We start from the raw sequence: 23,345 nt of genomic DNA, 5'->3' as shown, positions 1-23,345 counted from the left end.
AGCCTCCCCCCCTTGTGGGGGAGGGCCGGGGTGGGGGGCCAGCGAGCGCAAGGATCAGACCCGTTCAATCCCCAGCGCGATTCCCTGACCACCACCGATGCACATGGTGATCAGGGCGGTCCGCGCCCCCGTCCGCTCCAGCTCGTGCAGCGCCTTGACCACCAGCATTGCGCCCGTGGCCCCCACCGGATGCCCCAGCGCAATCGCGCCGCCGTTCGGGTTCACCCGGGCCACGTCCAACCCAAGTTCCCGGTTCACCGCAATTGCCTGCGCGGCAAAGGCCTCGTTCGATTCCACCAGATCGAAATCGCCGGGCCGCATCCCCAGCCGGGCGCACAGCGCCTCGAGCGCCGGCACCGGGCCGATGCCCATCACCTTCGGGTCCACCCCGGCATGGGCGTAGCCCATGACCCGCGCCCGTGGCCTGGCCCCCGGAAACAACCCGCGTGACAGCACAATCGCCGCCGCCCCGTCATTGATGCCCGACGCATTGCCCGCCGTCACCGTACCGTCCTTTTGGAACACCGGGCGCAGACCCGCCAAGGCCTCCAGCGAAGTGGCCTTGGGATGCTCATCCACCGCGAATTCCACCGGACCTTTGCGGGTTTCGACCAGGATCGGGGTGATCTGCGCAGCGAAGAGGCCATCCGCAATCGCCCGCGCCGCGCGTTTCTGGCTTTCCAGCGCAAAGGCATCCTGTGCGGCGCGACTGATGCCATGCTGGGCGGCCACATTTTCTGCCGTCACCCCCATGTGCCCGGTGCCGAACGGGCAGGTCAGCGCGCCGGTCATCATGTCCAGTGCGCGTGTATCCCCCATCTTCTGCCCGAACCGCGCAGCGGGCAGGATATAGGGTGACCGGCTCATGCTTTCGGCCCCGCCCGCCACCGCCACCGTGCAATCGCCCAACATCAGCGCCTGCACCGCCGACACCACCGCCTGCGCCCCCGATCCGCACAGACGGTTCACGTTCATCGCCGGCACGGTTTCGGGAATGCCGGCCTGCATCGCCGCCACCCGGCTCAGATACATGTCGCGCGGTTCGGTGTTGATCACATGCCCCATCACCACATGCCCGACCTGCGCCCCGCCGATCCCCGCCCGCCGCAGGGCCGAGCTGATCACCTGCGCCGCCAGATCAATCGGCGGCACCGTCGCAAGCGCCCCGCCAAAGCCGCCGATCGCAGAGCGCGTCGCGGACAGGATGAAAACGTCTTGCTGTGAGCTGGCCATGGGAACCTCCTGAATTTCGGGCAATCCTAACGCCATTTCGCGTCGGGAGGAAAGATAACGCGGCGTCGATTGACAGTTCCCGCGCGCCAAGAGAAGGAGAGCGGTTAGAACGCATTCCGAGGCCATGATGAAAGACGTGAACCGGGCAAATACCGGCCTGTTGCTGGTGGGCATCGCCAGCTTTGTCATGATGGGGGCCGGGCAATCGCTGTATGGCCCGGCGCTGCCGGCCTTTGGCCGCGCGCTGTCGCTCAGCGCGGCGCAAGCCGGGTGGCTGGTGTCGGCGCATTGGATCGGCTGCGCCATCGGCGTGGCGGCGATGTACCGCTGGGGGGCACATGTCTCGCCCCGGATCGCCGTTGGCATCATGCTGGTGGGGGCTGCCGCGATTGCAACCGCCCTAGGGACCGTGGCCACCTTTGCCGGGGCGCTGACCTTTGGCGCGGGCTATGGGCTGGCGACGGTGGTGTTCAATCCGCGCATCCTGCGGGCCTATGGCGCGCGCGGCACGGCGATGGTCAGTCTTGTGAACGCCAGTTTTGGCCTTGGGGCGATTGTCGCGCCGCTGGTCTTTGTCTGGCTGGGGTCTAACCCCGGACTGGCCTACGCGCTGGTTGCCGGTCTGGCCGCGCTGATCTGGCTGGGGGCTGGCCCCGCCGGGCGCGCGGCCCCGCCACCCCAAACCGGCAGCACCGGCCCGTTCCGCCCGCTGCTGGCGTTTCAGCTGTTCGCGGTCGCAGGCATCGGGATCGAGGCGACGCTGATCGGCCTTGGCCCCAGCGCGCTGATCCGGTCGGGCCTGTCGGAAACCGCCGCCGCGCAACTTCTCAGCGCGTTTTTCGTGGCTTTCCTCGGTGCGCGGACGGTGCTGATCTTCACCGCCCATCTGACCGCGCCGTTTCTGCTGTATGTGGGGGCGATGCTGGCGGCGACGGTTTCGGCCACACTGGCGGTGTTTGTCAGCCCCGGCGTGTTCTTTGTGGCGATGGGCATCTCGGCCGGGCTGTTCTTTCCCGGCTTCTACGTCGCCGCCACCCGGCGGATGGGCGATGACCCGCGCACCGCCCCCACCATCATTGCCGCCGGGTTGGTGGGCGGCATCGCGGCCCCGGTCCTGCTGGCCCCCCTGCTGGACCGGCTGGGCAGTGCCGGGTTTTTCACCATCCTCGCCCTTGTTGCGGGCACCTGCACGGTTCTGAGCCTGCAGCTCTGCCGTCGCCTGCCAGAGCTGCGGCACTGACCCGCAGGCAGGCCGGAGCAAGCTGACCCGCTACCGGCCCTCGGGGCGCAGCGGTACCCGGCCCTTTGCGGTCAGGCGGAATACGTCGTACCCCTCAAGCACAATCGCCGACAGCGGCCCGCCATAGGCGGCAGAGGAATCGATGTTGACCCGGTTGCCGTAATGCGTCGGCGTATCAATCGCGGTGTGGCCATGCACGATCAGCGCCTCGAACGGGCCGTCATGATCCAGAAAGCCTTTGCGGATCCAGACCAGATCATCCTCGGCCTGATCCGCAATCGCGATGCCGGGCCGCACCCCTGCATGCACAAAGATTGCGCCGCCCGCACGGTGCCAGGCCGGTCGGCGGATCAGGAAATCAATATGCGCCTGCGGCACAGCCGTCAGCGCCTCGGCATGCACCTTTGCCACCGGCCGGTCCGACGCATTGGCCACACCATAAGACGCCAGCGTCGCACCGCCGCCCAGCTTGGGATGCAGCCAACTGTAATCCGACCGCAGCCCTGGATCGCTGGCCTTGGGATCGGCCATGAACAATGTGAACAGCCGGTCATGATTGCTTTTGAGCACGACCCAGTCCTGCCCATCTGCAATGCCCTGCCTCAGATAGTCCACCACGCCCCGGCTGTCTGGCCCGCGATCCACCAGATCGCCCAAATGCACCACCTGTCCGCTGCCATGCCGGGCCATGTCATCTGCAATCAGGTCATGCACACCGCGCAACAGGTCAAAATGGCCGTGAATGTCACCGACAGCGTAGGTATGCGAGGTCGCGGTCTGCATGGTCGGGCCTTTCGAATGCTGAAAGCCCGGGGGACTTCACGTCCCCCGGACCCCCTGTGGGATATTTGTGAACAGATGAAACTGCAAGCAGCCCCACCCGTTCGGGTTTACGCGCCTTCAAACACCAGCGGTTTGACCTGCAGGAACATGCCGGTGTTATCAAGCGTTTCGACGACCTTGGGGTTGATCGCCTGATCCAGATACAGCAGCGCAATCGCATCCTGCCCGATGGACGACCGGCCAAGGGTAAAGTTGGCAATGTTCACGCCGTTCTTGCCCAGCGTCATGCCCAGCAGACCGATGATGCCCGGCACGTCTTCGTTGGTAGTGTACAGCATATGCTCGCCTACCTCGGCATCGATGTTGATGCCCTTGATCTGGATAAAGCGCGGTTTGCCATCCGAGAAACAGGTGCCCGCGATCGAGCGTTCGCGTTTGTCGGTCACCATCGTCACCTTGATATAGGCGTCGAACACCCCCGACTTGTCCTGCCGGGTGGTAGAGATCTGGATGCCCTTGTCCTTGGCCACAACCGGGGCCGACACCAGATTGACATCCGGGTTCTGCGCCTTCAGGACGCCCGCAATCACCGACTGGTTCAACGCGGCGATGTTCATGTCGGACACCCGACCATCATAGAGGATGTTGATGGCCTTGATCGGCTCATCCGTCATCTGGCCGATAAAGGCCCCCAGATGGCTGGCCAGCTTGACCCAAGGACCCATCACAACCGCCTCTTCAGCGGTGACGTTGGGCATGTTCAGCGCGTTGGTGACAGCGCCGGTCAGCAGGTAATCCGACATCTGTTCCGCCACCTGCAGCGCCACATTCTCCTGCGCTTCAGTGGTCGAGGCACCAAGGTGCGGGGTGACGACCACGTTGGGCAGGTTGAACAGCGGGCTGTCCTTGGCCGGTTCCACTTCAAACACATCCAGCGCAGCGCCAGCCACCTGACCCGAGGTCAGCGCCTCTGCCAGTGCCGCTTCGTCGATCAGACCGCCACGGGCGCAGTTGATGATGCGGACGCCCTTTTTGGTTTTGGCAAGGGTCTCGCGGTTCAGGATATTGCGGGTCTTGTCGGTCAGCGGGACGTGCAGGGTGATGAAATCGGCGCGCGCCAGCAACTCATCCAGTTCCACCTTGGTGACGCCCAGCGTCTTGGCGCGTTCTTCGGACAGGAAGGGGTCATAGGCCACGACCTTCATCTTAAGGCCAACCGCGCGGTCGCAGACGATGCCGCCGATATTGCCGGCCCCGATCACGCCAAGGGTCTTGTTGAACAGCTCCACCCCCATGAACCGCGATTTTTCCCAAAGGCCCGCATGGGTGCTGGCATTCGCCTCGGGCAATTGCCGTGCCACGGCGAACATCATCGCAATCGCATGTTCGGCGGTGGTGATCGAGTTGCCGAACGGCGTGTTCATCACGATCACGCCCTTTTTTGACGCCGCCGGAATGTCGACATTGTCGACGCCGATCCCGGCGCGGCCAATCACTTTCAACCGCGTAGCAGCCGCCAGCAGCTTTTCGGTGGCCTTGGTGGCAGAGCGGATCGCCAGCCCGTCATACTGATCGATGACAGCCAGCAGCGCATCCTTGTCCTTGCCGAGCTTCGGCAGGTAGTCCACCTCGACGCCACGGTCGCGGAAGATCTGAACGGCGGTTTCAGAGAGTTCGTCGGAAACGAGAACCTTGGGGGCCATTTGGGAAGTCCTTAATAGGGAATGGGGGCGGCGGGGTGAACCCCGCCCTACGGATGGGGGTAGGGCGGGGTTCACCCCGCCATCCCGGTCAGGCAGCCTGCGCTTGCGCGGCGATCTCGGCCTCAAACGCATGGGCGATCCATGGCATCAAGGCTTGCACATCAGCGGTTTCCACCGTCGACCCGCACCAGATCCGCAGACCGGCAGGCGCATCGCGGTAGGCCCCGATGTCATAGGCGACCCCGGCCTTTTCCAGCCGCTTGGCAACGGCTTTGGCAAAGGCCTCACCGTCCACAATCCGTGCATCCGCAAACTTCAGGCAGACACTTGTGGTCGAGGCGATCTCCGCCGTTTCCGCCAGATTTTGCAGCCACGGGTTCGTGGCGCAGAAGTCCCAGACCACCTGCGCATTGGCCGTCGCCCGGTCCACCAAACCGCGCTGGCCTCCCACCGATTTGGCCCATTTCAGCGCGACCAGATAATCCTCGACCGCCATCATCGACGGGGTGTTGATCGTCTCGCCGGTGAAAATCCCCTCAATCAGCTTGCCCTTGGCGGTCAGGCGGAAAATCTTGGGCAGTGGCCAGGCGGGCGCATAGCTTTCCAGCCGTTCGACCGCGCGCGGGCTTAGGATCAGCACACCATGCGCACCCTCGCCGCCCAGCACCTTTTGCCAGCTGAAGGTCACCACATCCAGTTTAGCCCAGTCCATTTCCATTGCAAAGGCGGCAGAGGTGGCATCACAGATCGTCAGCCCCGCCCGGTCCGCCGGAATGGCATCGGCATTGGGCAAGCGGCAGCCAGAGGTGGTGCCGTTCCAGGTGAACACCACATCCTTGTCGAAATCGACGGTCGAAAAATCAACGATCTGCCCGTAAGGAGCCTTCTTCACCACCGCATCCAGCTTCAGCTGCTTGACCACATCGGTCACCCAGCCCTCACCAAAACTTTCCCACGCGAGCATCTCAACGGGACGCGCGCCCAGCAGCGACCACATCGCCATTTCCACAGCGCCGGTGTCGGAACCGGGGACGATACCAATGCGGTACTCCGCAGGCACGTCCAGAATTTCACGGGTCAGGTCGATGGCTTCTTTCAGCTTGGATTTGCCCACAGCCGCACGATGCGAGCGGCCCAAGGGCGCGTCTTCAAGCATCGAAAGGGAAAAGCCGGGGATCTTGGCGCAAGGGCCAGAAGAAAAGCGCGGGTTAGCCGGGCGCAACGCCGGGGCGATCAGATCAGCCATGGTATCCTCACAGATAAATGCCCTTCGTTGGGGAAGGGTGTCCCAAGACGGCACCTACGAAACCCCTGAAAAAATAGCAAGTATCAAAGTCGGTTACGGCGCTGAATCTGTCGGTTCGGGCAGCTTGGCGCAGAACGATGCAGGAACGCGCGAGAAGAATTGGCACAAATCTGACACAGCCAATTCCGCGAATGTTCACGGTCTGGAAAAAGAAAACCCCGGCGCGCTGGGGGGCGCAGCCGGGGCAAAGGGGACATGTGAAAGCCAGTCAGGTCAATACTACTCCACCAACCTCTCCCCGTCTATGGCTTTGTGCCTCGCAATCGTGAAATGCGACCCCGAAGACGCGGCCCTGATCATGGAAAAGGCGCTGTCGGACATGGCGCGGGGCATGCCGATTGCGCCCTTCCTGTCTGTCATGGATGAGGCCGCGTTCTGGGCCGATCTGGCCACGCCCATGGAACTCAAAGCCTATGCGTTGGCCTGCTTCAATCGCCTCTCAGTGACCGAACAGGGCGCGTTCCTGGCCTATGTGCAGCGGGGGGCGGTATGATGGCTGATGGCAGCTTTGACTCGCTGGGCGGGCATGATGCGGTGCACCGCAAGGAATACACAACCCCTTCCTATGATGTGGACGGCGGAGATGATGGCGTCTGGTGCCTTCGGGCAGGAACGCGGGTGCAGTCCAGTCAAGACGGGCGTATCGGCGTTGTCATCAAGATGCAAAAGCCAATGCTCTGGGATGACCGGGACAACCTGCGCCCTTGCGCAGCCGACCACCCCGAAGCGGTCTTCCATGAGGCTTACATCGCATGGGAAGACGGGACCAGAGGCACAGAAAAAACGCTCTGGCTCAACATTCCCGATCTGATCGAGGATGACTTTTTCTCTGCATCCAAGCTGAAAGGCAAACCCGTTCCCCCGCGCGAGTGGCTTGTGGAGGGACTTGTCCCGTCTCGCACGGTTACGCTCTTGGGCGGGGATGGGGGCACCGGGAAAAGCCTCTTGGCGCTGCAACTGGCTTTGGCATCGGTCACAGGCGGGCCGTGGATCACAAACCCCGTCAAAGGCGGGCCTGTGGTGTATTTTTCCGCCGAGGATGACGAAGACGAATTGCATCGCCGACTTGACGATATTCTCCAATCGACGGGCTGCACATATGACGATGTGCCTGACCTGATCTTGGCCAGCTACGCGGGCAAGGATGCTCTCTTGGCTTCGCAGGCAAGCCCTACGGCACCCTTGCAGCCGACACCGCTCTACAAGCGTCTGGACGCGCGCATGGCGGCTGTGAAGCCCGCTCTGCTGATCCTGGACACGCTAGCCGATCTGTTCCCCGGCAATGAGAATGACCGGGCACAGGCACGGCAATTCATCGGCCTGTTGCGGGCCCTGTCGATCAAGCATCAATGCGCAGTTGTGCTGTTGGCGCACCCTTCGCTGTCGGGACTGAATAGCGGTTCCGGCACGTCCGGCAGCACCGGGTGGAATAACTCTGTTCGGTCGCGGCTCTACTTCGAGCGGATCAATCAAGATGGTTATGAGGCGAACCCCGACGCGCGGGTGTTGCGCACCATGAAGGCTAACTACGGGCGCACGGGCGGCGAAATCAACCTGACTTGGCGCAATGGCGTCTTCGTGGCCGATGCACCCGTGACCGGGCTGGACCGCATGGCAGGCAATGCCAAAGCCGAGCGGGTCTTCATGTCCCTGCTGCGATCCACGACAGACCAAGGCGTGAAAGTGAACCCCAGCGGCGGCAAGAACTACGCGCCACTGTATTTCCAAAGCGAACCCAAGGCCGAGGGCATCAAGAAACACGCCTTCGTCTCTGCAATGAAAACCCTCTTGGACAACGGCAAAATTCGGATCGTCACCGATGGGCCACCATCCAAGCAAAGGCAGTTTCTGCAGGTGGCAGAATGACTTCCAACCCCCTTCCAACCCCGTTCCAACCCACCTGCGGTAGTGCCTTCCGACCCGCTTCCAACCCCGTTCCGACCCCTGCTCTTACACACACCCACACCCTTATGGAGTTGCGCGCCCCTTCGGGCGGGCGCGCACTCCCAAGGAAAGAGGCAAAGCCATGAACTACAACCGCACCCCCATTGCCACCGCACCGGCCTTCGATCTGGTATCGGTCAAGGCGCGTCTGCGCTTCACGGACAGCATTGCCGATGCAGAGATCGCCGCGCTTGCGCATGCAGCGGTGGCCGAGATCGAAGCATATTGTGATCTGGCTTTCATGGATCAGACCATCACCACGATTACCGATCAATGGCCGGGCTGCATCATCGCCCTGCCTGTCGGGCCTGTGGCTGAGGGCGCAACCGTCACCGTGGCAGTGATCGAGGCAGACGGCACCGCAACGCCTGTCATGTCTGGCTGGTGGCTGGAAGCGGGCAGATATCCCAGATTGCATTTCACCACCACCACACCCGGCGCACGTCTGCGCATCAGCTATCCCGCTGGCTATGGGGAGGATGCAGCGAGTGTGCCGGCTGATCTGGCATTGGCTATACAAGAGCATGTCTGCGCATCGTTCGATGAACGCGGCAGCACAGAGGCACCCCGTGGCCTGCCACCTGCTGTTGCTCGCATCATCGCACGTCATCGCAAGGTGCGCGCATGACCGAGCAAATCAAACGAACGCGCGGCAGACCCCGCAAGAATGGTCCCAATGACCGCAAAGCAACCGGGCCGGGTACCGTGGGGGGGAGTCTTTCGCTCCCTCCCACGGCGCACCCGAAAAAATCCGGGGGGGATATTGCGGCGACGGCAATCGAGTTTCTGCAAACCCTGATCGTTCCCGAGGGACCGCTTGCGGGGCAGGCTGTGAAGCTGGCCGAATATCAAAAGCTGTTCATTCGGGGCGCACTGGCTGATGGCGTCATGGTCGGCTGTCTGTCCATCGGCAGAGGTAACGCCAAGACCGCGACGGCGGCTGGCATTGGCCTTGGGGCTGTGATGGGCGTCTGGGATGATCAGCCCAAGCGGGAAATCATTCTGGCAGCGCGGAACCGTGATCAGGCGAAGACCGCATTTCAATTCGTCGTCGGCTTTGTGGAACGCTTGCCAGAGGCGGAACAAGACCTGTTCACCATCCGGCGCGGTTACAAAATGGAGGTGGAGTATTCCGCAAACGGCGGCGGGCTGCTGCGCGTCATCCCGGCTGATGGCAAGTCTATTCTCGGCGGCGCACCGACGCTGGCCATTCTGGACGAGCGGGCTGCATGGGAACGCGACAAGGGCGACGCTCTGGAAAACGCAATCCTGTCCGGTCTGGGCAAACGGAACGGGCGGGCGCTGATCATCAGCACATCGGCACCGGACGACGCCAACACCTTTTCCCGCTGGCTGGATGAACCGCCACCCGGCACCTATGTGCAGGAACATCGACCCGCTTTCGGTCTGCCTGCGGATGATCTGGAAAGCCTCCTGATTGCCAACCCCGGCTCTGCCGAGGGCATCGGCGCAAGCCCTGAATGGCTGGTGGCACAGGCACGGCGGGCGATTGCGCGCGGCGGTTCGGCGCTGTCCAGTTTCAGGAATCTCAACCGCAATGAGCGTTGCAATTCCGAAGACCGTTCTGTGCTGGTCACGGTTGACGAATGGCTGTCGGCTGAGGTGGCACCCGACGCCCTGCCAGAACGGCGCGGGGCCTGCATCCTTGGCGTTGACCTGGGCGGCAGTCGCAGCATGTCGGCAGCGGCGTTCTACTGGCCGGAAACAGGGCGCTTGGAGGCGGTGGGCACCTTCCCCGCCATTCCGTCCTTAAGCGACAGGGGCGCGTCTGACGGCGTGTCAGGGCGCTATGTCGAAATGCACGACCGGGGCGAACTGTCTGTCATGGGTGAAAACACTGTCCCGCCGGGGCCGTGGCTCGCCTCTTTGGTGCGGATGGCAGATGGTGCAGAGATTGCCGCTATCGTGGGCGACCGTTTCCGACATGCCGAGTTTGTCGAGGCCATGAACGGCGCTGGGCTGCGCGTCCCGTTCATGTGGCGCGGGTTTGGCTGGAAGGATGGCAGCGAGGATATTGAGCGGTTCCGGCGCGCGCTGTTTGACGGCGAGGTTGTGACGACGCCGAGCCTGCTGCTGCGGTCTGCCTTTGCCGATGCAATCACGCTGGTGGACCCCGCGAACAATCACAAGCTGGCCAAGGCAAGGTCCTTGGGGCGGATCGACGCGGCGGCGGCGGTTGTGCTGGCTGTTGCCGAAGGGCAGCGGCGCAAGGCTGCACCGACGCGGAAAGCGAGGCTCGAATGGGCCTGACCCGCGCCGAACATCACCGCCATTCCAAGCGGGTCACGTCAACCCGGCGCTGGCAGGTTCTGCGCCATGCAGTCCTAGAACGGGACGGCTGGGCCTGTGTCGATTGCGGCTCACAGCGGCGGCTTGAAGTCGATCACGTCAAGCCTGTTCGGACCAACCCCGAATTGGCCTTTTCCCCGGCGAATTTGGCTGTGCGTTGCGCGGCCTGTCACACCCGGAAAACCCGAATTGAGTGTGGGCACAAGCCTGCATCCAAAGACCGCCTGCAATGGCGGGATAGTGTCCTGACGCTGGAAAGCGCGGGCAAAGACAAACCATCGAGCAATGGAGAACAAGATGCTTGAATCTGTCAAAATCACCCGGCGTCAGTCGGAAATCCGCCAAGCCCTTGCCGGTCTGGTGGGCAAAGAGAAACCAACCGAGGACGAAGTGCGCAGCATCGAAGCCATGGATCTGGAATTTCGCCAGAACGAAACCCGCTACCGGGCCGCGCTGATCTGCGAAGACACCGAGCGGCGCGAAGCCGGGGCCGAACTGGAAACCCGTTCCGGCAAGGAATGGGCCGATCTGATGGCCGGTTTCGAAATGCGCCAGGTGGCGCTTGCTCTGGATGAGGGCGCAAGCCTGACGGGCCAGACAGCGGAAATCGTGCAAGAGCTGCGCAGCGCGGGCGGCTATCGCGGCATCCCCGTTCCGTGGGCGGCTCTGGAACAGCGCAACACGGTTTCCAGCGGCACCCCTGACCCGATCCAGACCCGCCCGATCATTGACCGCCTTTTCCCTGCCTCCGTGGCAAGTCAGATGGGCGCGCAGATGATCAGCATCGACAGCGGCGCGATTGAATGGCCTGTGACGACCTCCGCTGTCACGGCAGGATGGGCTGCGACCGAGGGCGGCAACGTGGCCACCGGCGCGGCTTATGCCACCACTGACCGGGCCATGAAGCCAGATCACACCCTTGGCGTTCAAATGCGGATCACCCGCAAGACCCTGAAACAGTCGGGCGAGGCACTGGAACAGGCGATCCGGCGCGACATGGCGGGCGCTATGGGGCAGGAAATGGACAAGGCGGTGTTTCTGGGCACCGGGGCCGATGGCCAGCCCCTTGGCATCATTCCCGGCGCTGCAACCTACGGCATCACTGCCACCGCTGTGGCTGATGTGCCGACCTACAATACGTTCCTTGCCGAGGTTGTGGCCTTCATGGCTGGCAACCTGATCACTTCACCGGGCGAAATCCGCGCGCTGATGCGGCCGGAATTGTTCGGTCTGCTGGAAGGCACTTTGAACACCATCACCCAGACGACCGAATATTACCGGCTGGCCTTCCTGCTGGCAGGGCGTGGCGTCACTGGCACCTTCCCGAGCAACATCAGCGTGTCATCCAACGCACTGGCTGCGCCCGCTGGAAGCCCGCTTGCAACTTCCATGGTGATGACGACCGCAACGGGCGGTGTCGCGCCGATCTTCGTTGGGGCATGGGGCGCTGTTGACGTGATCCGCGACCCGTTCACCGACGCGCAGTCGGGCGGTCTTCGCATCACGGCTTTGGCCACGATGGACCTCACCGTGGCGCGGCCTGCGCAACTGCGCATCCTGACCGGGCTGGAGCTGGCCTGATGCTCTGGGGCGCAGCATATGGCGCGTTAGAGCTGCGCCAAGAGAATGGGGGCGTCCGGTTGTCCGGGCGCTTCCCATACTCCACTGAAACCGAACTGGCACCGGGCAAGGCCGAGCGGATCGAGGCGCGGGCCTTTGCGGAACGGATCGAGGCGGGCGAGGATATTCACCTGCTGTCGGGCCACGATTATGAAAAACCTCTCGCCTCACGGGCGGCGGGCAACCTGACAGTCACCGACACCGACGCGGCGCTTGTGATCGAGGCGACCATTGACGGCGGCACAAGCTGGGCGCGTGACTTTCTCGCAGCCCATTCCGCTGGCCTTGTCCGGGGGCTGTCACCGGGCTTTCGGGTTCCGACTGGTGGGGAGCGGATCGAGCGGCGCGGCGCGGGCCTGTTGCGTTCCATCCAGCGGGCCGAACTGTTCGAGATCAGCGCAGTGACCCGTCCCGCCTATCCCCAAGCGCAGATCGAGGCGCGATGCTGGAACATTGGTGCGGGCGACCACACGAATGTTTTCCACCCCCTGAAACGCTGGAGGCTTTGACATGGGACTGATGGATATTTTCAAATGGGGTAGGGGCGACCACACCCCGTTGCCGGAAACCCGGTCGGCCATGGCGGCAGGCTATACCGCCGAAATCATAGGCGCGCGGGAAAGCTACATTGCCGGCCGATCTGGCATCGGGGAACTGACCGGCACGGTTCAATCTTGTGTCACCCTCTGGGAATCGGCGCTTTGCCTGTCGGACGTGACCGGCACCGATCTACTGGACCGGCGCACCATGGCAATGATCGGGCGATCACTGGCCTTGCGCGGGGAAGCCCTGTTCCTGATCAGGGACCAGCTCTTGCCTTGTGCTGATTGGGATTTGTCCACGACCAACGGCACCCCCCGCGCCTATCGGTGCAGCGTGTCGGACGTGTCGGGGCCGCGATCTGAAACCGTCCTGGCGGGCGAGGTGCTTCATCTGCGTATCGGTTCCGACACTGTGACCCCATGGGCCGGATCATCGCCCTTGCGGCGGGCGGCGCTGTCGGCATCGCTCTTGCAAGAGGTGGAAACCGCCTTGCGTGACGTTTACCGGGACTCGCCTATTGGCAGCAAAATTGCGCACGTTCCCGAAGGCAGCGCCGATGACATGGAAACCATGCGGCGCACGTTCCGGGGCCGTCGCGGCTCAACGCTGATCATCGAGGGGCAGGCACAGGCGGCAGCGGCAGGGATGCACCCGAACTTGGGCAAGTCACCCGATGACCTGACACCCGATCTGTCAAAGGCTATGACCGGGGAAACGCTGGAAGCGGCGCGCGGAGCCATCTTCGCAGTTTATGGCGTCCTGCCTGCCATGTTCACACCGATGGCACAGGGGCCGCTTGTGCGCGAGGCGCAGAGGCACCTTGCGGGATGGATGCTGCAACCCATGGCCGAAATCATCGCAGAGGAAGCCAGCGCCAAGCTGGGCGCGTCTGTGGTGATCGACGTGGGCAGACCGTTGCAAGCCTTCGATGCTGGGGGCCGCGCACGGGCGCTGTCGGCTCTGATTGAGGCTATGGGGCGGGCCAAGGAACTGGGCCTGACACCGGCAGAACTTGGCGCGGCGTTCACAAGCGTGAATTGGGGCGGCGGCGACGGGCTGGCCTGATCGAATAGGCTGGGTGCGCCTATTGATCAAAGCACCCCCGTTTGTCGGTGAGTGGGAAAACCCCGACAAGGCGCGGTCCGGGCCTTTCGCCAGACGCGGCGCAGATCGGCACGGCTCATTACCGGGGGCGATCAGGGGCCGGGGCAAGCGGGATGCTGTCCCGGCCTTATTCTTTCCGCAAGGCCACACCGGGGCCGTTCCCGTTCTCTGGCAGGAACACCACCCCGGCACCTTCAAGGGCCGCACGGATGGCGGCAACCGTAGCAGGGCGACCGCCTATGTCACCGTCCTGCGCCTCAAGACGTTTGATCGTCGGCAGGGAGATCCCTGACGCTTTAGCTAGATCGGTCTGAGATAAGCCTGCAAGCGCGCGCGCGGCCTTGATCTGCCGAATTGATACTAAAGGTATTGACACTCTGGGCCGTCCTGTGTTGATACTTTTCGTATTAAACACCACACAAGGATGCAATGCAATGACCGACAATAACGCCACCCCGGCGAACGATCCCGGCTTGAAAAAATACGACCTGGAGCACGAAGCCTGCATGTTGGCATCAATGATCGAAGGCCTTTCCGTTCTGCACGATCAGGCAGACGGACCAGAAGGATGCACCATTGCCAAGCGGGCGCGCAATTCGCTGGCACCGACCTTTGACATGGTGATCCAGAAGGCATGGGCGCTGACGACCGCGATCGAAAATGCCGAGGATGCGGCGCGAAAAAAGTCGGTCTCGCAATGACCGTTTCAGACGCATACCGCGAAGCGCACGATCAATACGACTACCACTTCGCTACCCTTGAAGGGCTGGTGAACCTCTTGGCCGAGGTCGCGCAGCACCGCGTCAACGATGGGCAACCCGGAACGGGCCAGTTGGCGGCGCTGGCAGAGACAATGCAGGAAAAGGTCCGGCAGTTGCATGATTTGCATGTTGCCGAGTTTCAGGCGGCGCGAGCGGCCAAGGTCTAATCAAGGACTTCAAAAAGCGTGACGGTTGACACGTTATTCAAAGCGTGTTAGCTGTCACGAAAATGGAGATTCCCATGTCCTTCGATGTCGCGTTCAATCTTTTCACTCCTGCCGACGCTGCCAAGATCACGGGGGTTTCCCAAACCTTGCAAAGAAACTGGCGGCGTCATGGCTATCTGCCGGAAGGCGAAGGCCATACGCGCTTTGACGTATTTTCGCTCGCGGAACTCTATGCTCTCGGGATGCTTGCGGAGCGTGGCGTCGGCCCCCATCAAAGCGTTCAAGTTGTCGAACTTCTCGGCGCAGGTATGGTTTGGGGTGCTCTCGAATGCTTTGGCGCTTACGAAGGGCCGAAGTCTTTGCTGGCATACGGCGAAAACACCGACGAAGAGAACGCGGCGATCCAGCATGCCAAAGGCGGCGGCTTTTACCTGCCTGACGCGCCCTTGGATTGGCTGAACAAAAGCGACAAGTATACTCGGGCTGCTTTTCGGCTGAATGGGTTTGATAAGCGGGTGGGGCGTGTGATCCCCGCCCGCTTCTTTCTTTGGTTCCCAGACGGCTCACACAGTTGGGAACAGTCGGTCGACCATTGTTTCAACAGCCCTAACTTCCATACCGATGGTCCAGTTATCGTTCTGGATCAGCGCGCTTTGGGCCGAAAAATGGTTGCCGCTGCACCTCGACCTTTCGTCAAGCTGAAAGCTGACTGATGACCGCCCGTCCCGCCCTACTGCCTGAATACACGACCCCGGCAGAACTGGCGGGGCATTTGGGCATGTCGGAGCGGACGCTGCGCGAAATGGCGCGGGGCCTTGGGGCCTATCGCTTGTTCGGCAAACAGATGATCTTTCTCGAAGGCGATGTTCAAACCATTCTGGAGGCCGCGAAACCATGCCCCTCAACATCAAAAAGCGCGGCAAGATCTGGCACTACAGCGGATCTGTCTCCGGCAGGCGACTTCGCGGCTCTTGCGGCACTTCGGACAAAGCAATCGCCCAAAGGGTCGCGGCGGAAGTCGAGGCCAAAGAGTGGAAGCGTCATCTTGATGGACCGGGGGCGCATGTGACCTTTGCACAAGCTGCAATCGCATATCGCAGCGCAGAGAAGCCGACCCGCTTTCTGGACGTGATCGAGGACCATTGGCAGGATACACCGATCCGCGACATATCGGGCGGAGCAATTCGTCAGTCTGCAATCAAGCTTTACCCCAAGGCCAAAGGCGCGACCCGCAACCGGCAGGTGATCGTGCCCACACAGGCGATCATCAATCATGCGGCAACGCTGGACTGGTGCAGCCCGATCAAGGTCAAGCGGTTCAATGTGGATGCGAAGACCAAGGCACCGGCGACACAGGAATGGGTAGAGGCTTTCGCGGCTCATGCTTCCCCGCACCTTGCCGCCCTGTGCTATTTCATGTTCGGCACCGGGGCGCGGATTGGCGAGGCTGTTGCACTGACATGGGGCAAGGTTGATCTGACAAAGCGCACTGCGGTTCTGTCCGGCCTTAAGCCAAAACCATGGACCCGGACGGCCCATTTGCCGCCCCCTGTCTTTGCAGCGATTGCGAACATTCCGAGCAACCGGAAACCTGATGAACAGGTTTTTCAATACTTCGAAGCGGGCAACGTCAAGCAGGTCTGGGATGGCGTGATCGAGCGGGCGGGAATTGACCGGCTCACGCCTCATTCGTGCCGTCACGGCTTCGCTACGACCCTGCTACAGCGTGGCGTTGACCCGAAGACTGTGGCCGCGCGGGGAGGCTGGAAAGACGTTGCTACGGTCATGAAATTCTACGCTCACGCGATGGAGGACACGACCGTAACAGACCGGCTTTTTGGCACAAATCCGACACAGGACGCCACAAAAGAAACCGTAACCACCGGAAACAAAAGGACAAAACAGGCATGACCCAAGCCCTTCGTTGGGGAAGGGTGTCCCACTGCCGGACTTACAGACCTGCCCCCTCTGGCACAAGGGGGAAAATCGTCGTAATGCGGCGCATCACCGCGCGAAACCGACGCCTTGCAGCCAGACGGACCCCACCCATGTTCATTGCCACCCTGCTGACCAACCCGGAAACGCCGGTCCTTGACCGCGCAACTGTGGAATCGCTGCGCAACGCCTGGGGCGGCGGCGATGCGATCTGGCTCGATCCCGGCGTGGCGGCGGAATTTCCGCTGGAAGCGGTGCAGGAAAACCTGTGGGAGGCTTGGGCGGACCTGCAAACCCTGCGGATTGATCTGGCGGTACAGCCTGCTGCAAATCGTAAAAAGCGCCTACTGATTGCCGATATGGACAGCACCATGATCCGGCAGGAATGCATTGACGAGCTGGCAGATGAGGCCGGGGTCGGCACCTATGTGGCGGGCATCACCGCTCGCGCAATGAACGGCGAGCTGGATTTTGAGGCCGCCCTGCGCGAACGCGTTCACCTGCTGCGCGACCTGCCGGAAAGCACCATTGCCCATGTGATCCGCGACCGCATCACCCTGATGCCGGGCGGACCGGCGCTGCTGGCCACCATGCGCGCCAACGGCGCTTATGCGGCGCTGGTCTCGGGCGGCTTCACCGCCTTTACCGCAAGCATTGCGCAAACGCTGGGCTTTGACGAACACCGCGCCAACACGCTGCTGATCGAGGGTGGCAAACTGACCGGCCATGTCGCCGAGCCGATCCTTGGTAAACAGGCCAAACTGGACGCGCTGCTGCAGATCACCGCGCGGCTAGGCGTCACCCCCGAAGATGCCATCGCCGTCGGCGACGGGGCCAATGATCTTGCCATGCTGACCCGCGCAGGCGCAGGCGTGGCGCTGCATGCCAAGCCGTTGGTGGCCGCGCAATGCAACCTGCGCGTCAACCACGGCGACCTGACGGCGCTGCTCTACATGCAAGGCTACCGACGCGAGGACTTCGCATGATCATCCGCCCCGCCACCCCGCAAGACGCCCCACAGATGGCCGCGCTGCTGAACACCATCATCGCCATCGGCGGCACCACGGCGCATGAATCCCCCAAAAGCCCCGCAACCGTGTGCCATGACTACATCGACGGGCCTGACACCATCACCTGCGTCGTCGCGGAAGAGGCCGGGCAGATTCTTGGCTGGCAATCCGTCGGCTGGCACACAGGCGACGCGCATATCGGCAGTTTCGTCGATCCCCACACCCAGGCCAAAGGCATCGGCGCTCAGTTGTTCGCCCAGACCCGTGCGCTGTGCGCGGCCAGGGGTATCGCCGATGTCTTCGCCACCATCCGCGCCGACAACGCCCCCGGTCTGGCCTATTACGCCCGCCTCGGCTTTGCCGATATCGAGGCCGAACCCGACTATGCGCTGTCCACCGGACAGGTCGTCGGCCGCATCCACCGCAAGCTTACTCTGCGCTGAGCAGCAACGGCGCATCTCCCTGCACAAAGGCAAAACCGTTCGGCCCCAGCAGCAGCCGCTCATCTTCCAGATGGGCGGCATGGCACGGCGCGCCCGGCATCAGCGTGCCATGCGCGGCCAGCGTCACCGGCCGGGCCGACAGGTTGAACACGCAGGCCAGACCCTCACCGCGCGCAAAGCCCAGCACAGGTTCGGGCAGGTTGAAAAACCGCGTCCGCCCGACCCGCAGCGCCGGTGTTGCGCGGCGGAACGCCAGCATTTCGCGGTAGAACTCCAGAACTGACCCCGGCAACCCGTCCTGTGCCGCCACATTATGCGCCAGTTGCGGCGGTTTCACCGGCAGCCACGGTTTCACGTCGGAAAACCCGCCGTAGTCAGACACATCCCACACCATCGGCGTGCGGCAGCCATCGCGGCCCTTGTAATCGGGCCAGAACCTTATGCCCGGCGGGTCTGTCAGCTCTTCATATTCGATGTCCGTCTCAACCTGCCCGGTCTCTTCGCCCTGATACAGGCAGACCGAGCCTTCAAACGACAACAGCATCGCCGCCGCCAGCTTGGCCACCGCATCGGGTGCCCCGTGATCGGCCCAGCGGGTGGCATGGCGGATCACATCATGGTTGGAAAACGCCCACATCGGCCAGCCCTCGGGTGCGCCCTGAAAAAACCCTTCGATCTTTTCGCGGAAATGCGTGGCCGTAAATTCGGGCCCCAGCATATCAAAGCTGTAGGCCATGTGCAGCCGCCCGGGCTGGGTGTATTCCGCCATGATCGCCACATTGCGCCATGACGCATCGCCGACCTCGCCCACCATGGTCCGGTCAGGGTATTCGTCAGTCAGCGCCCGCAACCGCTCCAGCCATCCGGGGTTTTCGGGGCGCGATTTGGAATACAGGTGATCCTGCATATCATTGGGGTTCACCGGCGGTCGGTTGTCCTTTTGCGGCATTGGCCCGTTTGACCGCAACTCCTTGTCGTGGAAATAGTAATTCACCGTATCCAGCCGGAACCCATCCACGCCACGATCCAGCCAGAACCGCAAAACATCCAGCGCCCAAGCCTGCACCTCCGGGTTGTGAAAGTTCAGATCCGGCTGGCTGGGCAGAAAGTTGTGCAGATAATACTGCCGTCGCCGCGAATCCCACTCCCACGCCGACCCGCCAAACACCGACAGCCAGTTGTTCGGCGGGCTGCCATCGGGATGGGCATCGGCCCAGACATACCAGTCGGCGCGCGGGTTATCTCGGGTCATCCGGCTTTCGCGGAAGAACGGGTGCTGGTCCGAGGAATGCGAGATCACCTGATCGATGATCACCTTGAGCCCCAGATCATGCGCCCGCACCACCATGGCATCAAACGCCGCCAGATCACCGAACAGCGGGTCGACATCGGTGTAATCCGAAACATCATACCCCATATCCGCCATCGGGCTTTTGAAGATCGGCGACAGCCAGACCGCATCCACCCCCAGCGCTGCCAGATGCGGCAGGCGTTCGGTGATTCCGGCCAGATCGCCGATGCCATCGCCATTGGTATCCTGAAAAGACCTCGGATAAACCTGATAGGTCACCGACCCGCGCCACCAATCCGCCATCACAATTCCCCGCACCGTTTGCGCCACTCAAACCGTTTTGAATCTGGCCTTCAAGGCAAAATCCACACAATCCCGTTGTTGCCCGCCGCCCGCATACAGATGTATACCAACCGCCATGCGCCAGACCCTTCCCCAGATCTACGATGCCCGCATCACCGCCGGCACCCTGCGCCCTGACCCGGCGCAGCATGGCGTTCTGCCGGAACTGGAATCGCTGCGGCTCTGGCTTGAAGAAAACGCCAGCCGCCGCACCGGCCTGTTTGCCGGGCTGTTCGCCAGACCGCTGGTGCCGCCAAAGGGACTGTACCTGTGGGGCGGCGTCGGGCGTGGCAAATCCATGCTGATGGATCTGTTCTACCAGTCCACCGACATTGCGAAAAAGCGCCGCGTGCATTTTCATGCCTTCATGCAGGATATCCACCACGGCATCCACGCCGCCCGCCAGACCGGCGTCGAAGACCCGATCGCCCCGGTGGCCGAGGCGATCATCAAAGACACCCGCCTGCTCGCCTTTGACGAGATGCAGATCACCGACATCACCGATGCGATGATCGTGGGTCGCCTGTTTGAAAAGCTGTTCGCCGCCGGTGTGGTCATCGTCACCACCTCGAACCGCCCGCCCGAAGATCTGTATCTGAACGGGCTGAACCGCGCGCTGTTCCTGCCCTTCATCGCCATGCTGCGCGACCGGCTGATCATTCACGAACTGGCCAGCCCCAATGATTACCGCCAGCACCGGCTGTCTGGCGCGCAGGTCTATTTCCACCCTGCAGGCAAGGCCCGCGCGCAGATCGATGCAATCTGGACCGACCTGACCGACGGCGCGCCCGGCGTGCCGTTGACGCTGCCGGTCAATGGCCGCACGGTCGAAATTCCCCGCGTTGCCAATGGCATCGGCCGCGCCACCTTCTGGGAGTTCTGCGCAAGGCCCTTGGGGGCCGCCGATTTTCTGGCCATCGCCGCTGCCATCCGCGTGCTGATTCTGGAAGACATCCCGCAACTGTCGGCCAGCAACTATAACGAGGCCAAGCGCTTCGTCATGCTGATTGATGCGCTGTATGAGGCAAAGGTCCGCCTGATCTGTTCCGCCGCTGATGAACCCGAGCGGCTGTATACCGAAGGCACCGGCAGTTTCGAATTCGAACGCACCGCCAGCCGCTTGCGTGAAATGCAGGGCGCAGACTGGGTTCAGCAATAGCAAAGGCCCGGATCTTGCGATCCGGGCCCCCGTCGTTTTTACTTGAACCGCTTGATCGCGCCCGACTGCAGCCGCGCCAGATAGCTTTCCAGCTCGCGCTTCACCACCGGCATCAGGAAATACAGCCCGATGATGTTCACCACTGCCATCGCAAAGATCGCCGCATCGGAAAAGTCGATGACAGGCCCCAGCGATGCCGCAGCGCCGATCACCACAAAGATGCAGAACATCACCTTGAAGGTCATCTCCTGCTTTTTCCCTTCGCCGAACAGATAGGTCCAGGCTTTCAACCCATAGTAGGACCAGGACAGCATGGTGGAAAACGCAAACAGCAGCACCGCCACCATCAGCACATAAGGGAACCACGGCAGGGCCGACCCGAAGGCGGCCGAGGTCAGGCCAACCCCCGTGGCACCAGAGGCGGTGACGATCTGGCCGTTCTCACCCAGAATATACAGCCCCGTCGCCGGATCAGTGGTCAGCTGCCCGGTGATGATGATCACCAGCGCGGTCATCGTGCAGATCACCACCGTATCGATGAACGGCTCCAGCAAGGACACGAATCCTTCGGTGATCGGCTCTTTGGTGCGCACCGCCGAATGGGCGATGGCCGCCGACCCCACGCCCGCCTCGTTGGAAAAGGCCGCGCGGCGAAAGCCCTGAATCAGCGCGCCGATCACCCCGCCGGCAATACCATTGCCGGTAAAGGCACCGTTGAAGATCTGCCCGAAAGCCCAGCCGATCATGTCGTAATTCATCAGCAGGATGATCAGCGCGGTGCCGACATAAAGCACCCCCATGAAAGGCACGACCCGTTCCGTCACCCGCGCAATCGACTTCAGCCCGCCGATGATCACCGCAAACACGATGGCGGCAAAGATCACCCCGGTGATCCAGCCCGGATATGCACCGAACACACCGGACAGCTGCTGATGCGCCTGATTGGCCTGAAACATGTTGCCGCCCCCCAGCGACCCCAGCACACAGAAAATCGCGAACAGCACCGCCAGCGGTTTGCCCCCCGGAATGCCCCGTTCGGCAAAGCCCTTGGTGATGTAATACATCGGCCCGCCAGACACCGTGCCATCGGCATATTCGTTGCGGTACTTTACCCCCAACGTGCATTCGGTGAACTTCGATGCCATGCCCAGCAGCCCGGCCAGGATCATCCAGAACGTCGCCCCGGCCCCGCCGATGGTGACAGCGACCGCCACCCCGGCGATGTTGCCAAGGCCCACGGTGCCCGACAGCGCGGTCGCCAGTGCCTGAAAATGGCTGACCTCGCCCGCGTCATTCGGATCGGAATACTTGCCGCTGACCAGCTGGATCGAATGGCGCCAGACGCGGAACTGGATAAAGCCGAAATACAGGGTGAACACCGAAGCGGCGATCACCAGCCAGGCCACGATCCACGAAAACCCGGTGCCGGGGATCGGGGCAAAGATGAAATTCACAAACCAGCCGGTCGAGGCCAGAAAGATCTGGTTCACAGTGTCGTCAATGCTCTGCGCCTGTGCTGTCGTCGCGGCAAAGGCGGAACATGCAGCAAAAGCCGCCATAAAGCGGATAAATTTAGTCATGATCGGGGTCTCCTTACGGGACAATGGTGCATGGCACCGGCGCGATCTGCGCCAGCGTGCCTGCGACGGAGCCAAAGACGCGCGACATCACGCCCGAATTGCCGGTGCGCCCGGTCACAATTTCTTTGGCTCCGATTTCCACAGCGACATCACAGATCGTCTCGGTCACATGGCCGTATTTGATCGCAGTCTCGATCTCGACCCCCTGACCCATGAACTTCGCCGCCATCGGTGTGATGATCGCGGCCTCGGCGCGGGCCAGTTCCTGTTTACGCCGCGCGTGACGTTCCTCCAGCTCTTCCTTGGTCAGAAAGGTATAGGGCGACCACTCCAGCACATGGACCAGCATCAGCGACCAGCCCTCACTTTTTGCGCGCGCATGGGCAAAGGCCAAAGCCCGCACCCCCGCGTCGCTGCCATCTACGGCAACCAATATTTTCCCAAGCATCGTGTTCTCCTTTGTTGGCAAAGATCGCTGATCTGAACGTCAGCTTGGGGCGACAGCACGTTGCCCATGCCCAAAGGATAACGGAATTGTGACAGTCAGGTCGCCTTAAAATTGCATTGCGGCGATCCAACTGGCCCGCATTTGCCACCGTTCTGCGTCATTTGACTGCAAAAGGGCCCTTCGGCAGGCAGCCTTCCTATCCTCTCCCCTTGCCCCTTGCCGCTTGTGCCCGGCCTTGGGGCAGGGGCTTGTCAGCCCGCTCTGGCTCTTGCCGGGTGGCACCTGGTCTTGTCACGTATTTGTGCCGCTCCCAGTCCTCGTTTAGGCCACTTGACGTTCGAAGGCCAAGGGGCTTTTGCCTCCCAATGCTGAGTGCCGACGGCGCGGGTTATAGAAGCCGTTGATGTATTGGAAGATGGCGGT

General features: G+C 62.3%; 25 protein-coding genes. 16 read left to right on the top strand and 9 right to left on the bottom strand.

Annotated elements, in window-relative coordinates; genetic code table 11:
- Positions 1 to 54: 54 nt before the first annotated feature.
- On the bottom strand, positions 55 to 1,233 hold the full coding sequence (gene bktB / locus Q7J44_RS06285; RefSeq protein WP_304878105.1) for a beta-ketothiolase BktB: 1,179 nt from the start codon (positions 1,231 to 1,233) through the stop codon (positions 55 to 57).
- Positions 1,234 to 1,360: 127 nt separating this feature from the next.
- Between bktB and Q7J44_RS06280 the strand changes: the two genes are divergently transcribed.
- Positions 1,361 to 2,473, top strand: coding sequence for a sugar MFS transporter (locus Q7J44_RS06280; protein WP_304878103.1), 1,113 nt, complete (start codon positions 1,361 to 1,363; stop codon positions 2,471 to 2,473).
- Positions 2,474 to 2,503: 30 nt separating this feature from the next.
- Here Q7J44_RS06280 and Q7J44_RS06275 read toward each other — a convergent pair whose 3' ends face one another.
- From Q7J44_RS06275 to Q7J44_RS06265, 3 genes are all read right to left on the bottom strand, one after another.
- On the bottom strand, positions 2,504 to 3,256 hold the full coding sequence (locus Q7J44_RS06275) for a metallophosphoesterase (protein WP_304878101.1): 753 nt from the start codon (positions 3,254 to 3,256) through the stop codon (positions 2,504 to 2,506).
- A gap of 107 nt (positions 3,257 to 3,363) precedes the next feature.
- Complete coding sequence (gene serA, locus Q7J44_RS06270) at positions 3,364 to 4,959, bottom strand: phosphoglycerate dehydrogenase (RefSeq protein ID WP_304878099.1); 1,596 nt, start codon at positions 4,957 to 4,959, stop codon at positions 3,364 to 3,366.
- 88 nt (positions 4,960 to 5,047) lie between these two features.
- A complete protein-coding gene (locus Q7J44_RS06265; protein WP_304878097.1) occupies positions 5,048 to 6,205 on the bottom strand; it encodes a phosphoserine transaminase in 1,158 nt (385 codons plus the stop codon).
- A 37-nt stretch (positions 6,206 to 6,242) separates the two neighbouring features.
- On the opposite strand from Q7J44_RS06265, the gene Q7J44_RS06260 reads away from it, so the two are divergent.
- The 8 genes from Q7J44_RS06260 to Q7J44_RS06225 all read left to right on the top strand — a co-directional run bounded on the left by Q7J44_RS06260 (position 6,243) and on the right by Q7J44_RS06225 (position 13,747).
- On the top strand, positions 6,243 to 6,758 hold the full coding sequence (locus tag Q7J44_RS06260; protein ID WP_304878095.1) for a hypothetical protein: 516 nt from the start codon (positions 6,243 to 6,245) through the stop codon (positions 6,756 to 6,758).
- Positions 6,759 to 6,799: 41 nt separating this feature from the next.
- Positions 6,800 to 8,131: an AAA family ATPase gene (locus Q7J44_RS06255; protein ID WP_304878093.1), complete on the top strand. Its 1,332-nt coding sequence runs from the start codon at positions 6,800 to 6,802 to the stop codon at positions 8,129 to 8,131.
- Positions 8,132 to 8,291: 160 nt separating this feature from the next.
- Positions 8,292 to 8,837: a hypothetical protein gene (locus Q7J44_RS06250; RefSeq protein ID WP_304878091.1), complete on the top strand. Its 546-nt coding sequence runs from the start codon at positions 8,292 to 8,294 to the stop codon at positions 8,835 to 8,837.
- On the top strand, positions 8,834 to 10,480 hold the full coding sequence (locus tag Q7J44_RS06245) for a terminase large subunit domain-containing protein (RefSeq protein WP_304878089.1): 1,647 nt from the start codon (positions 8,834 to 8,836) through the stop codon (positions 10,478 to 10,480). The genes Q7J44_RS06250 and Q7J44_RS06245 overlap by 4 nt, the downstream gene beginning before the upstream one ends.
- Positions 10,471 to 10,824 carry an HNH endonuclease gene (locus Q7J44_RS06240; protein ID WP_304878087.1) on the top strand — a complete coding sequence of 118 codons (354 nt, stop codon included), beginning with the start codon at positions 10,471 to 10,473 and terminating at the stop codon, positions 10,822 to 10,824. Before Q7J44_RS06245 ends, Q7J44_RS06240 begins: the two co-directional genes overlap by 10 nt.
- Complete coding sequence (locus Q7J44_RS06235) at positions 10,817 to 12,100, top strand: phage major capsid protein (protein WP_304878085.1); 1,284 nt, start codon at positions 10,817 to 10,819, stop codon at positions 12,098 to 12,100. The genes Q7J44_RS06240 and Q7J44_RS06235 overlap by 8 nt, the downstream gene beginning before the upstream one ends.
- Positions 12,100 to 12,648 (top strand): HK97 family phage prohead protease, encoded by a 549-nt coding sequence (locus Q7J44_RS06230; protein ID WP_304878084.1) that lies wholly within the window; start codon positions 12,100 to 12,102, stop codon positions 12,646 to 12,648. Before Q7J44_RS06235 ends, Q7J44_RS06230 begins: the two co-directional genes overlap by 1 nt.
- A 1-nt stretch (position 12,649) precedes the next feature.
- The gene (locus tag Q7J44_RS06225) at positions 12,650 to 13,747 is read left to right on the top strand and encodes a hypothetical protein (protein ID WP_304878082.1); all 1,098 of its coding nucleotides are present in this window, start codon (positions 12,650 to 12,652) and stop codon (positions 13,745 to 13,747) included.
- Positions 13,748 to 13,913: 166 nt separating this feature from the next.
- Here Q7J44_RS06225 and Q7J44_RS06220 read toward each other — a convergent pair whose 3' ends face one another.
- The gene (locus tag Q7J44_RS06220) at positions 13,914 to 14,294 is read right to left on the bottom strand and encodes a helix-turn-helix domain-containing protein (protein WP_304878080.1); all 381 of its coding nucleotides are present in this window, start codon (positions 14,292 to 14,294) and stop codon (positions 13,914 to 13,916) included.
- Between Q7J44_RS06220 and Q7J44_RS06215 the strand changes: the two genes are divergently transcribed.
- From Q7J44_RS06215 to Q7J44_RS06190, 6 genes are all read left to right on the top strand, one after another.
- The gene (locus tag Q7J44_RS06215; protein ID WP_304878289.1) at positions 14,221 to 14,487 is read left to right on the top strand and encodes a hypothetical protein; all 267 of its coding nucleotides are present in this window, start codon (positions 14,221 to 14,223) and stop codon (positions 14,485 to 14,487) included. The two genes, Q7J44_RS06220 and Q7J44_RS06215, sit on opposite strands and share 74 nt — an antisense overlap.
- A complete protein-coding gene (locus Q7J44_RS06210) occupies positions 14,484 to 14,714 on the top strand; it encodes a hypothetical protein (protein ID WP_304878078.1) in 231 nt (76 codons plus the stop codon). The genes Q7J44_RS06215 and Q7J44_RS06210 overlap by 4 nt, the downstream gene beginning before the upstream one ends.
- A gap of 74 nt (positions 14,715 to 14,788) precedes the next feature.
- Positions 14,789 to 15,427 (top strand): hypothetical protein, encoded by a 639-nt coding sequence (locus Q7J44_RS06205; RefSeq protein WP_304878076.1) that lies wholly within the window; start codon positions 14,789 to 14,791, stop codon positions 15,425 to 15,427.
- Between the two features lie 181 nt (positions 15,428 to 15,608).
- Entirely contained in the window at positions 15,609 to 16,625 is a 1,017-nt protein-coding gene (locus Q7J44_RS06200; RefSeq protein ID WP_304878075.1) for a site-specific integrase, read from the top strand.
- Positions 16,626 to 16,762: 137 nt separating this feature from the next.
- Positions 16,763 to 17,635, top strand: coding sequence for a phosphoserine phosphatase SerB (gene serB, locus Q7J44_RS06195; protein WP_304878073.1), 873 nt, complete (start codon positions 16,763 to 16,765; stop codon positions 17,633 to 17,635).
- Complete coding sequence (locus Q7J44_RS06190) at positions 17,632 to 18,102, top strand: GNAT family N-acetyltransferase (protein WP_304878071.1); 471 nt, start codon at positions 17,632 to 17,634, stop codon at positions 18,100 to 18,102. The genes serB and Q7J44_RS06190 overlap by 4 nt, the downstream gene beginning before the upstream one ends.
- On the opposite strand, the gene Q7J44_RS06185 is transcribed toward Q7J44_RS06190, so the two are convergent.
- Positions 18,089 to 19,696: an alpha-amylase family glycosyl hydrolase gene (locus Q7J44_RS06185; RefSeq protein ID WP_304878069.1), complete on the bottom strand. Its 1,608-nt coding sequence runs from the start codon at positions 19,694 to 19,696 to the stop codon at positions 18,089 to 18,091. The two genes, Q7J44_RS06190 and Q7J44_RS06185, sit on opposite strands and share 14 nt — an antisense overlap.
- Before the next feature lie 115 nt (positions 19,697 to 19,811).
- On the opposite strand from Q7J44_RS06185, the gene zapE reads away from it, so the two are divergent.
- Positions 19,812 to 20,894 (top strand): cell division protein ZapE, encoded by a 1,083-nt coding sequence (gene zapE / locus Q7J44_RS06180; RefSeq protein WP_304878067.1) that lies wholly within the window; start codon positions 19,812 to 19,814, stop codon positions 20,892 to 20,894.
- A 38-nt stretch (positions 20,895 to 20,932) separates the two neighbouring features.
- Here the strand turns inward: zapE and Q7J44_RS06175 are convergent, their stop codons facing one another.
- From Q7J44_RS06175 to Q7J44_RS23260, 3 genes are all read right to left on the bottom strand, one after another.
- Positions 20,933 to 22,453 carry a sodium:alanine symporter family protein gene (locus Q7J44_RS06175; protein ID WP_304878282.1) on the bottom strand — a complete coding sequence of 507 codons (1,521 nt, stop codon included), beginning with the start codon at positions 22,451 to 22,453 and terminating at the stop codon, positions 20,933 to 20,935.
- Between the two features lie 34 nt (positions 22,454 to 22,487).
- Positions 22,488 to 22,922: a universal stress protein gene (locus Q7J44_RS06170; RefSeq protein WP_304878065.1), complete on the bottom strand. Its 435-nt coding sequence runs from the start codon at positions 22,920 to 22,922 to the stop codon at positions 22,488 to 22,490.
- Positions 22,923 to 23,243: 321 nt separating this feature from the next.
- A partial coding sequence (locus Q7J44_RS23260) for an IS3 family transposase (RefSeq protein WP_370692967.1) occupies positions 23,244 to 23,345 on the bottom strand: 102 nt, incomplete at its 5' end.

Source organism: Pseudotabrizicola sp., assembly GCF_030656345.1.
In the GTDB taxonomy this organism is placed as follows: Bacteria; Pseudomonadota; Alphaproteobacteria; order Rhodobacterales; family Rhodobacteraceae; genus Pseudotabrizicola.
The sequence above is the reverse complement of the archived record's forward strand: the minus strand, read 5'-3'. Positions and strand labels throughout refer to the sequence as shown.

Bases quoted from the DNA above. Each gene is read 5' to 3' on its own strand.
- bktB (WP_304878105.1), bottom strand. From the start codon at position 1,233: ATGGCCAGCTCACAGCAAGACGTTTTCATCCTGTCCGCGACGCGCTCT.
- Q7J44_RS06280 (WP_304878103.1), top strand. From the start codon at position 1,361: ATGAAAGACGTGAACCGGGCAAATACCGGCCTGTTGCTGGTGGGCATC.
- Q7J44_RS06275 (WP_304878101.1), bottom strand. From the start codon at position 3,256: ATGCAGACCGCGACCTCGCATACCTACGCTGTCGGTGACATTCACGGC.
- serA (WP_304878099.1), bottom strand. From the start codon at position 4,959: ATGGCCCCCAAGGTTCTCGTTTCCGACGAACTCTCTGAAACCGCCGTT.
- Q7J44_RS06265 (WP_304878097.1), bottom strand. From the start codon at position 6,205: ATGGCTGATCTGATCGCCCCGGCGTTGCGCCCGGCTAACCCGCGCTTT.
- Q7J44_RS06250 (WP_304878091.1), top strand. From the start codon at position 8,292: ATGAACTACAACCGCACCCCCATTGCCACCGCACCGGCCTTCGATCTG.
- Q7J44_RS06245 (WP_304878089.1), top strand. From the start codon at position 8,834: ATGACCGAGCAAATCAAACGAACGCGCGGCAGACCCCGCAAGAATGGT.
- Q7J44_RS06240 (WP_304878087.1), top strand. From the start codon at position 10,471: ATGGGCCTGACCCGCGCCGAACATCACCGCCATTCCAAGCGGGTCACG.
- Q7J44_RS06235 (WP_304878085.1), top strand. From the start codon at position 10,817: ATGCTTGAATCTGTCAAAATCACCCGGCGTCAGTCGGAAATCCGCCAA.
- Q7J44_RS06230 (WP_304878084.1), top strand. From the start codon at position 12,100: ATGCTCTGGGGCGCAGCATATGGCGCGTTAGAGCTGCGCCAAGAGAAT.
- Q7J44_RS06225 (WP_304878082.1), top strand. From the start codon at position 12,650: ATGGGACTGATGGATATTTTCAAATGGGGTAGGGGCGACCACACCCCG.
- Q7J44_RS06215 (WP_304878289.1), top strand. From the start codon at position 14,221: ATGACCGACAATAACGCCACCCCGGCGAACGATCCCGGCTTGAAAAAA.
- Q7J44_RS06220 (WP_304878080.1), bottom strand. From the start codon at position 14,294: ATGCAGGCTTCGTGCTCCAGGTCGTATTTTTTCAAGCCGGGATCGTTC.
- Q7J44_RS06210 (WP_304878078.1), top strand. From the start codon at position 14,484: ATGACCGTTTCAGACGCATACCGCGAAGCGCACGATCAATACGACTAC.
- Q7J44_RS06205 (WP_304878076.1), top strand. From the start codon at position 14,789: ATGTCCTTCGATGTCGCGTTCAATCTTTTCACTCCTGCCGACGCTGCC.
- Q7J44_RS06200 (WP_304878075.1), top strand. From the start codon at position 15,609: ATGCCCCTCAACATCAAAAAGCGCGGCAAGATCTGGCACTACAGCGGA.
- serB (WP_304878073.1), top strand. From the start codon at position 16,763: ATGTTCATTGCCACCCTGCTGACCAACCCGGAAACGCCGGTCCTTGAC.
- Q7J44_RS06190 (WP_304878071.1), top strand. From the start codon at position 17,632: ATGATCATCCGCCCCGCCACCCCGCAAGACGCCCCACAGATGGCCGCG.
- Q7J44_RS06185 (WP_304878069.1), bottom strand. From the start codon at position 19,696: ATGGCGGATTGGTGGCGCGGGTCGGTGACCTATCAGGTTTATCCGAGG.
- zapE (WP_304878067.1), top strand. From the start codon at position 19,812: ATGCGCCAGACCCTTCCCCAGATCTACGATGCCCGCATCACCGCCGGC.
- Q7J44_RS06175 (WP_304878282.1), bottom strand. From the start codon at position 22,453: ATGGCGGCTTTTGCTGCATGTTCCGCCTTTGCCGCGACGACAGCACAG.
- Q7J44_RS06170 (WP_304878065.1), bottom strand. From the start codon at position 22,922: ATGCTTGGGAAAATATTGGTTGCCGTAGATGGCAGCGACGCGGGGGTG.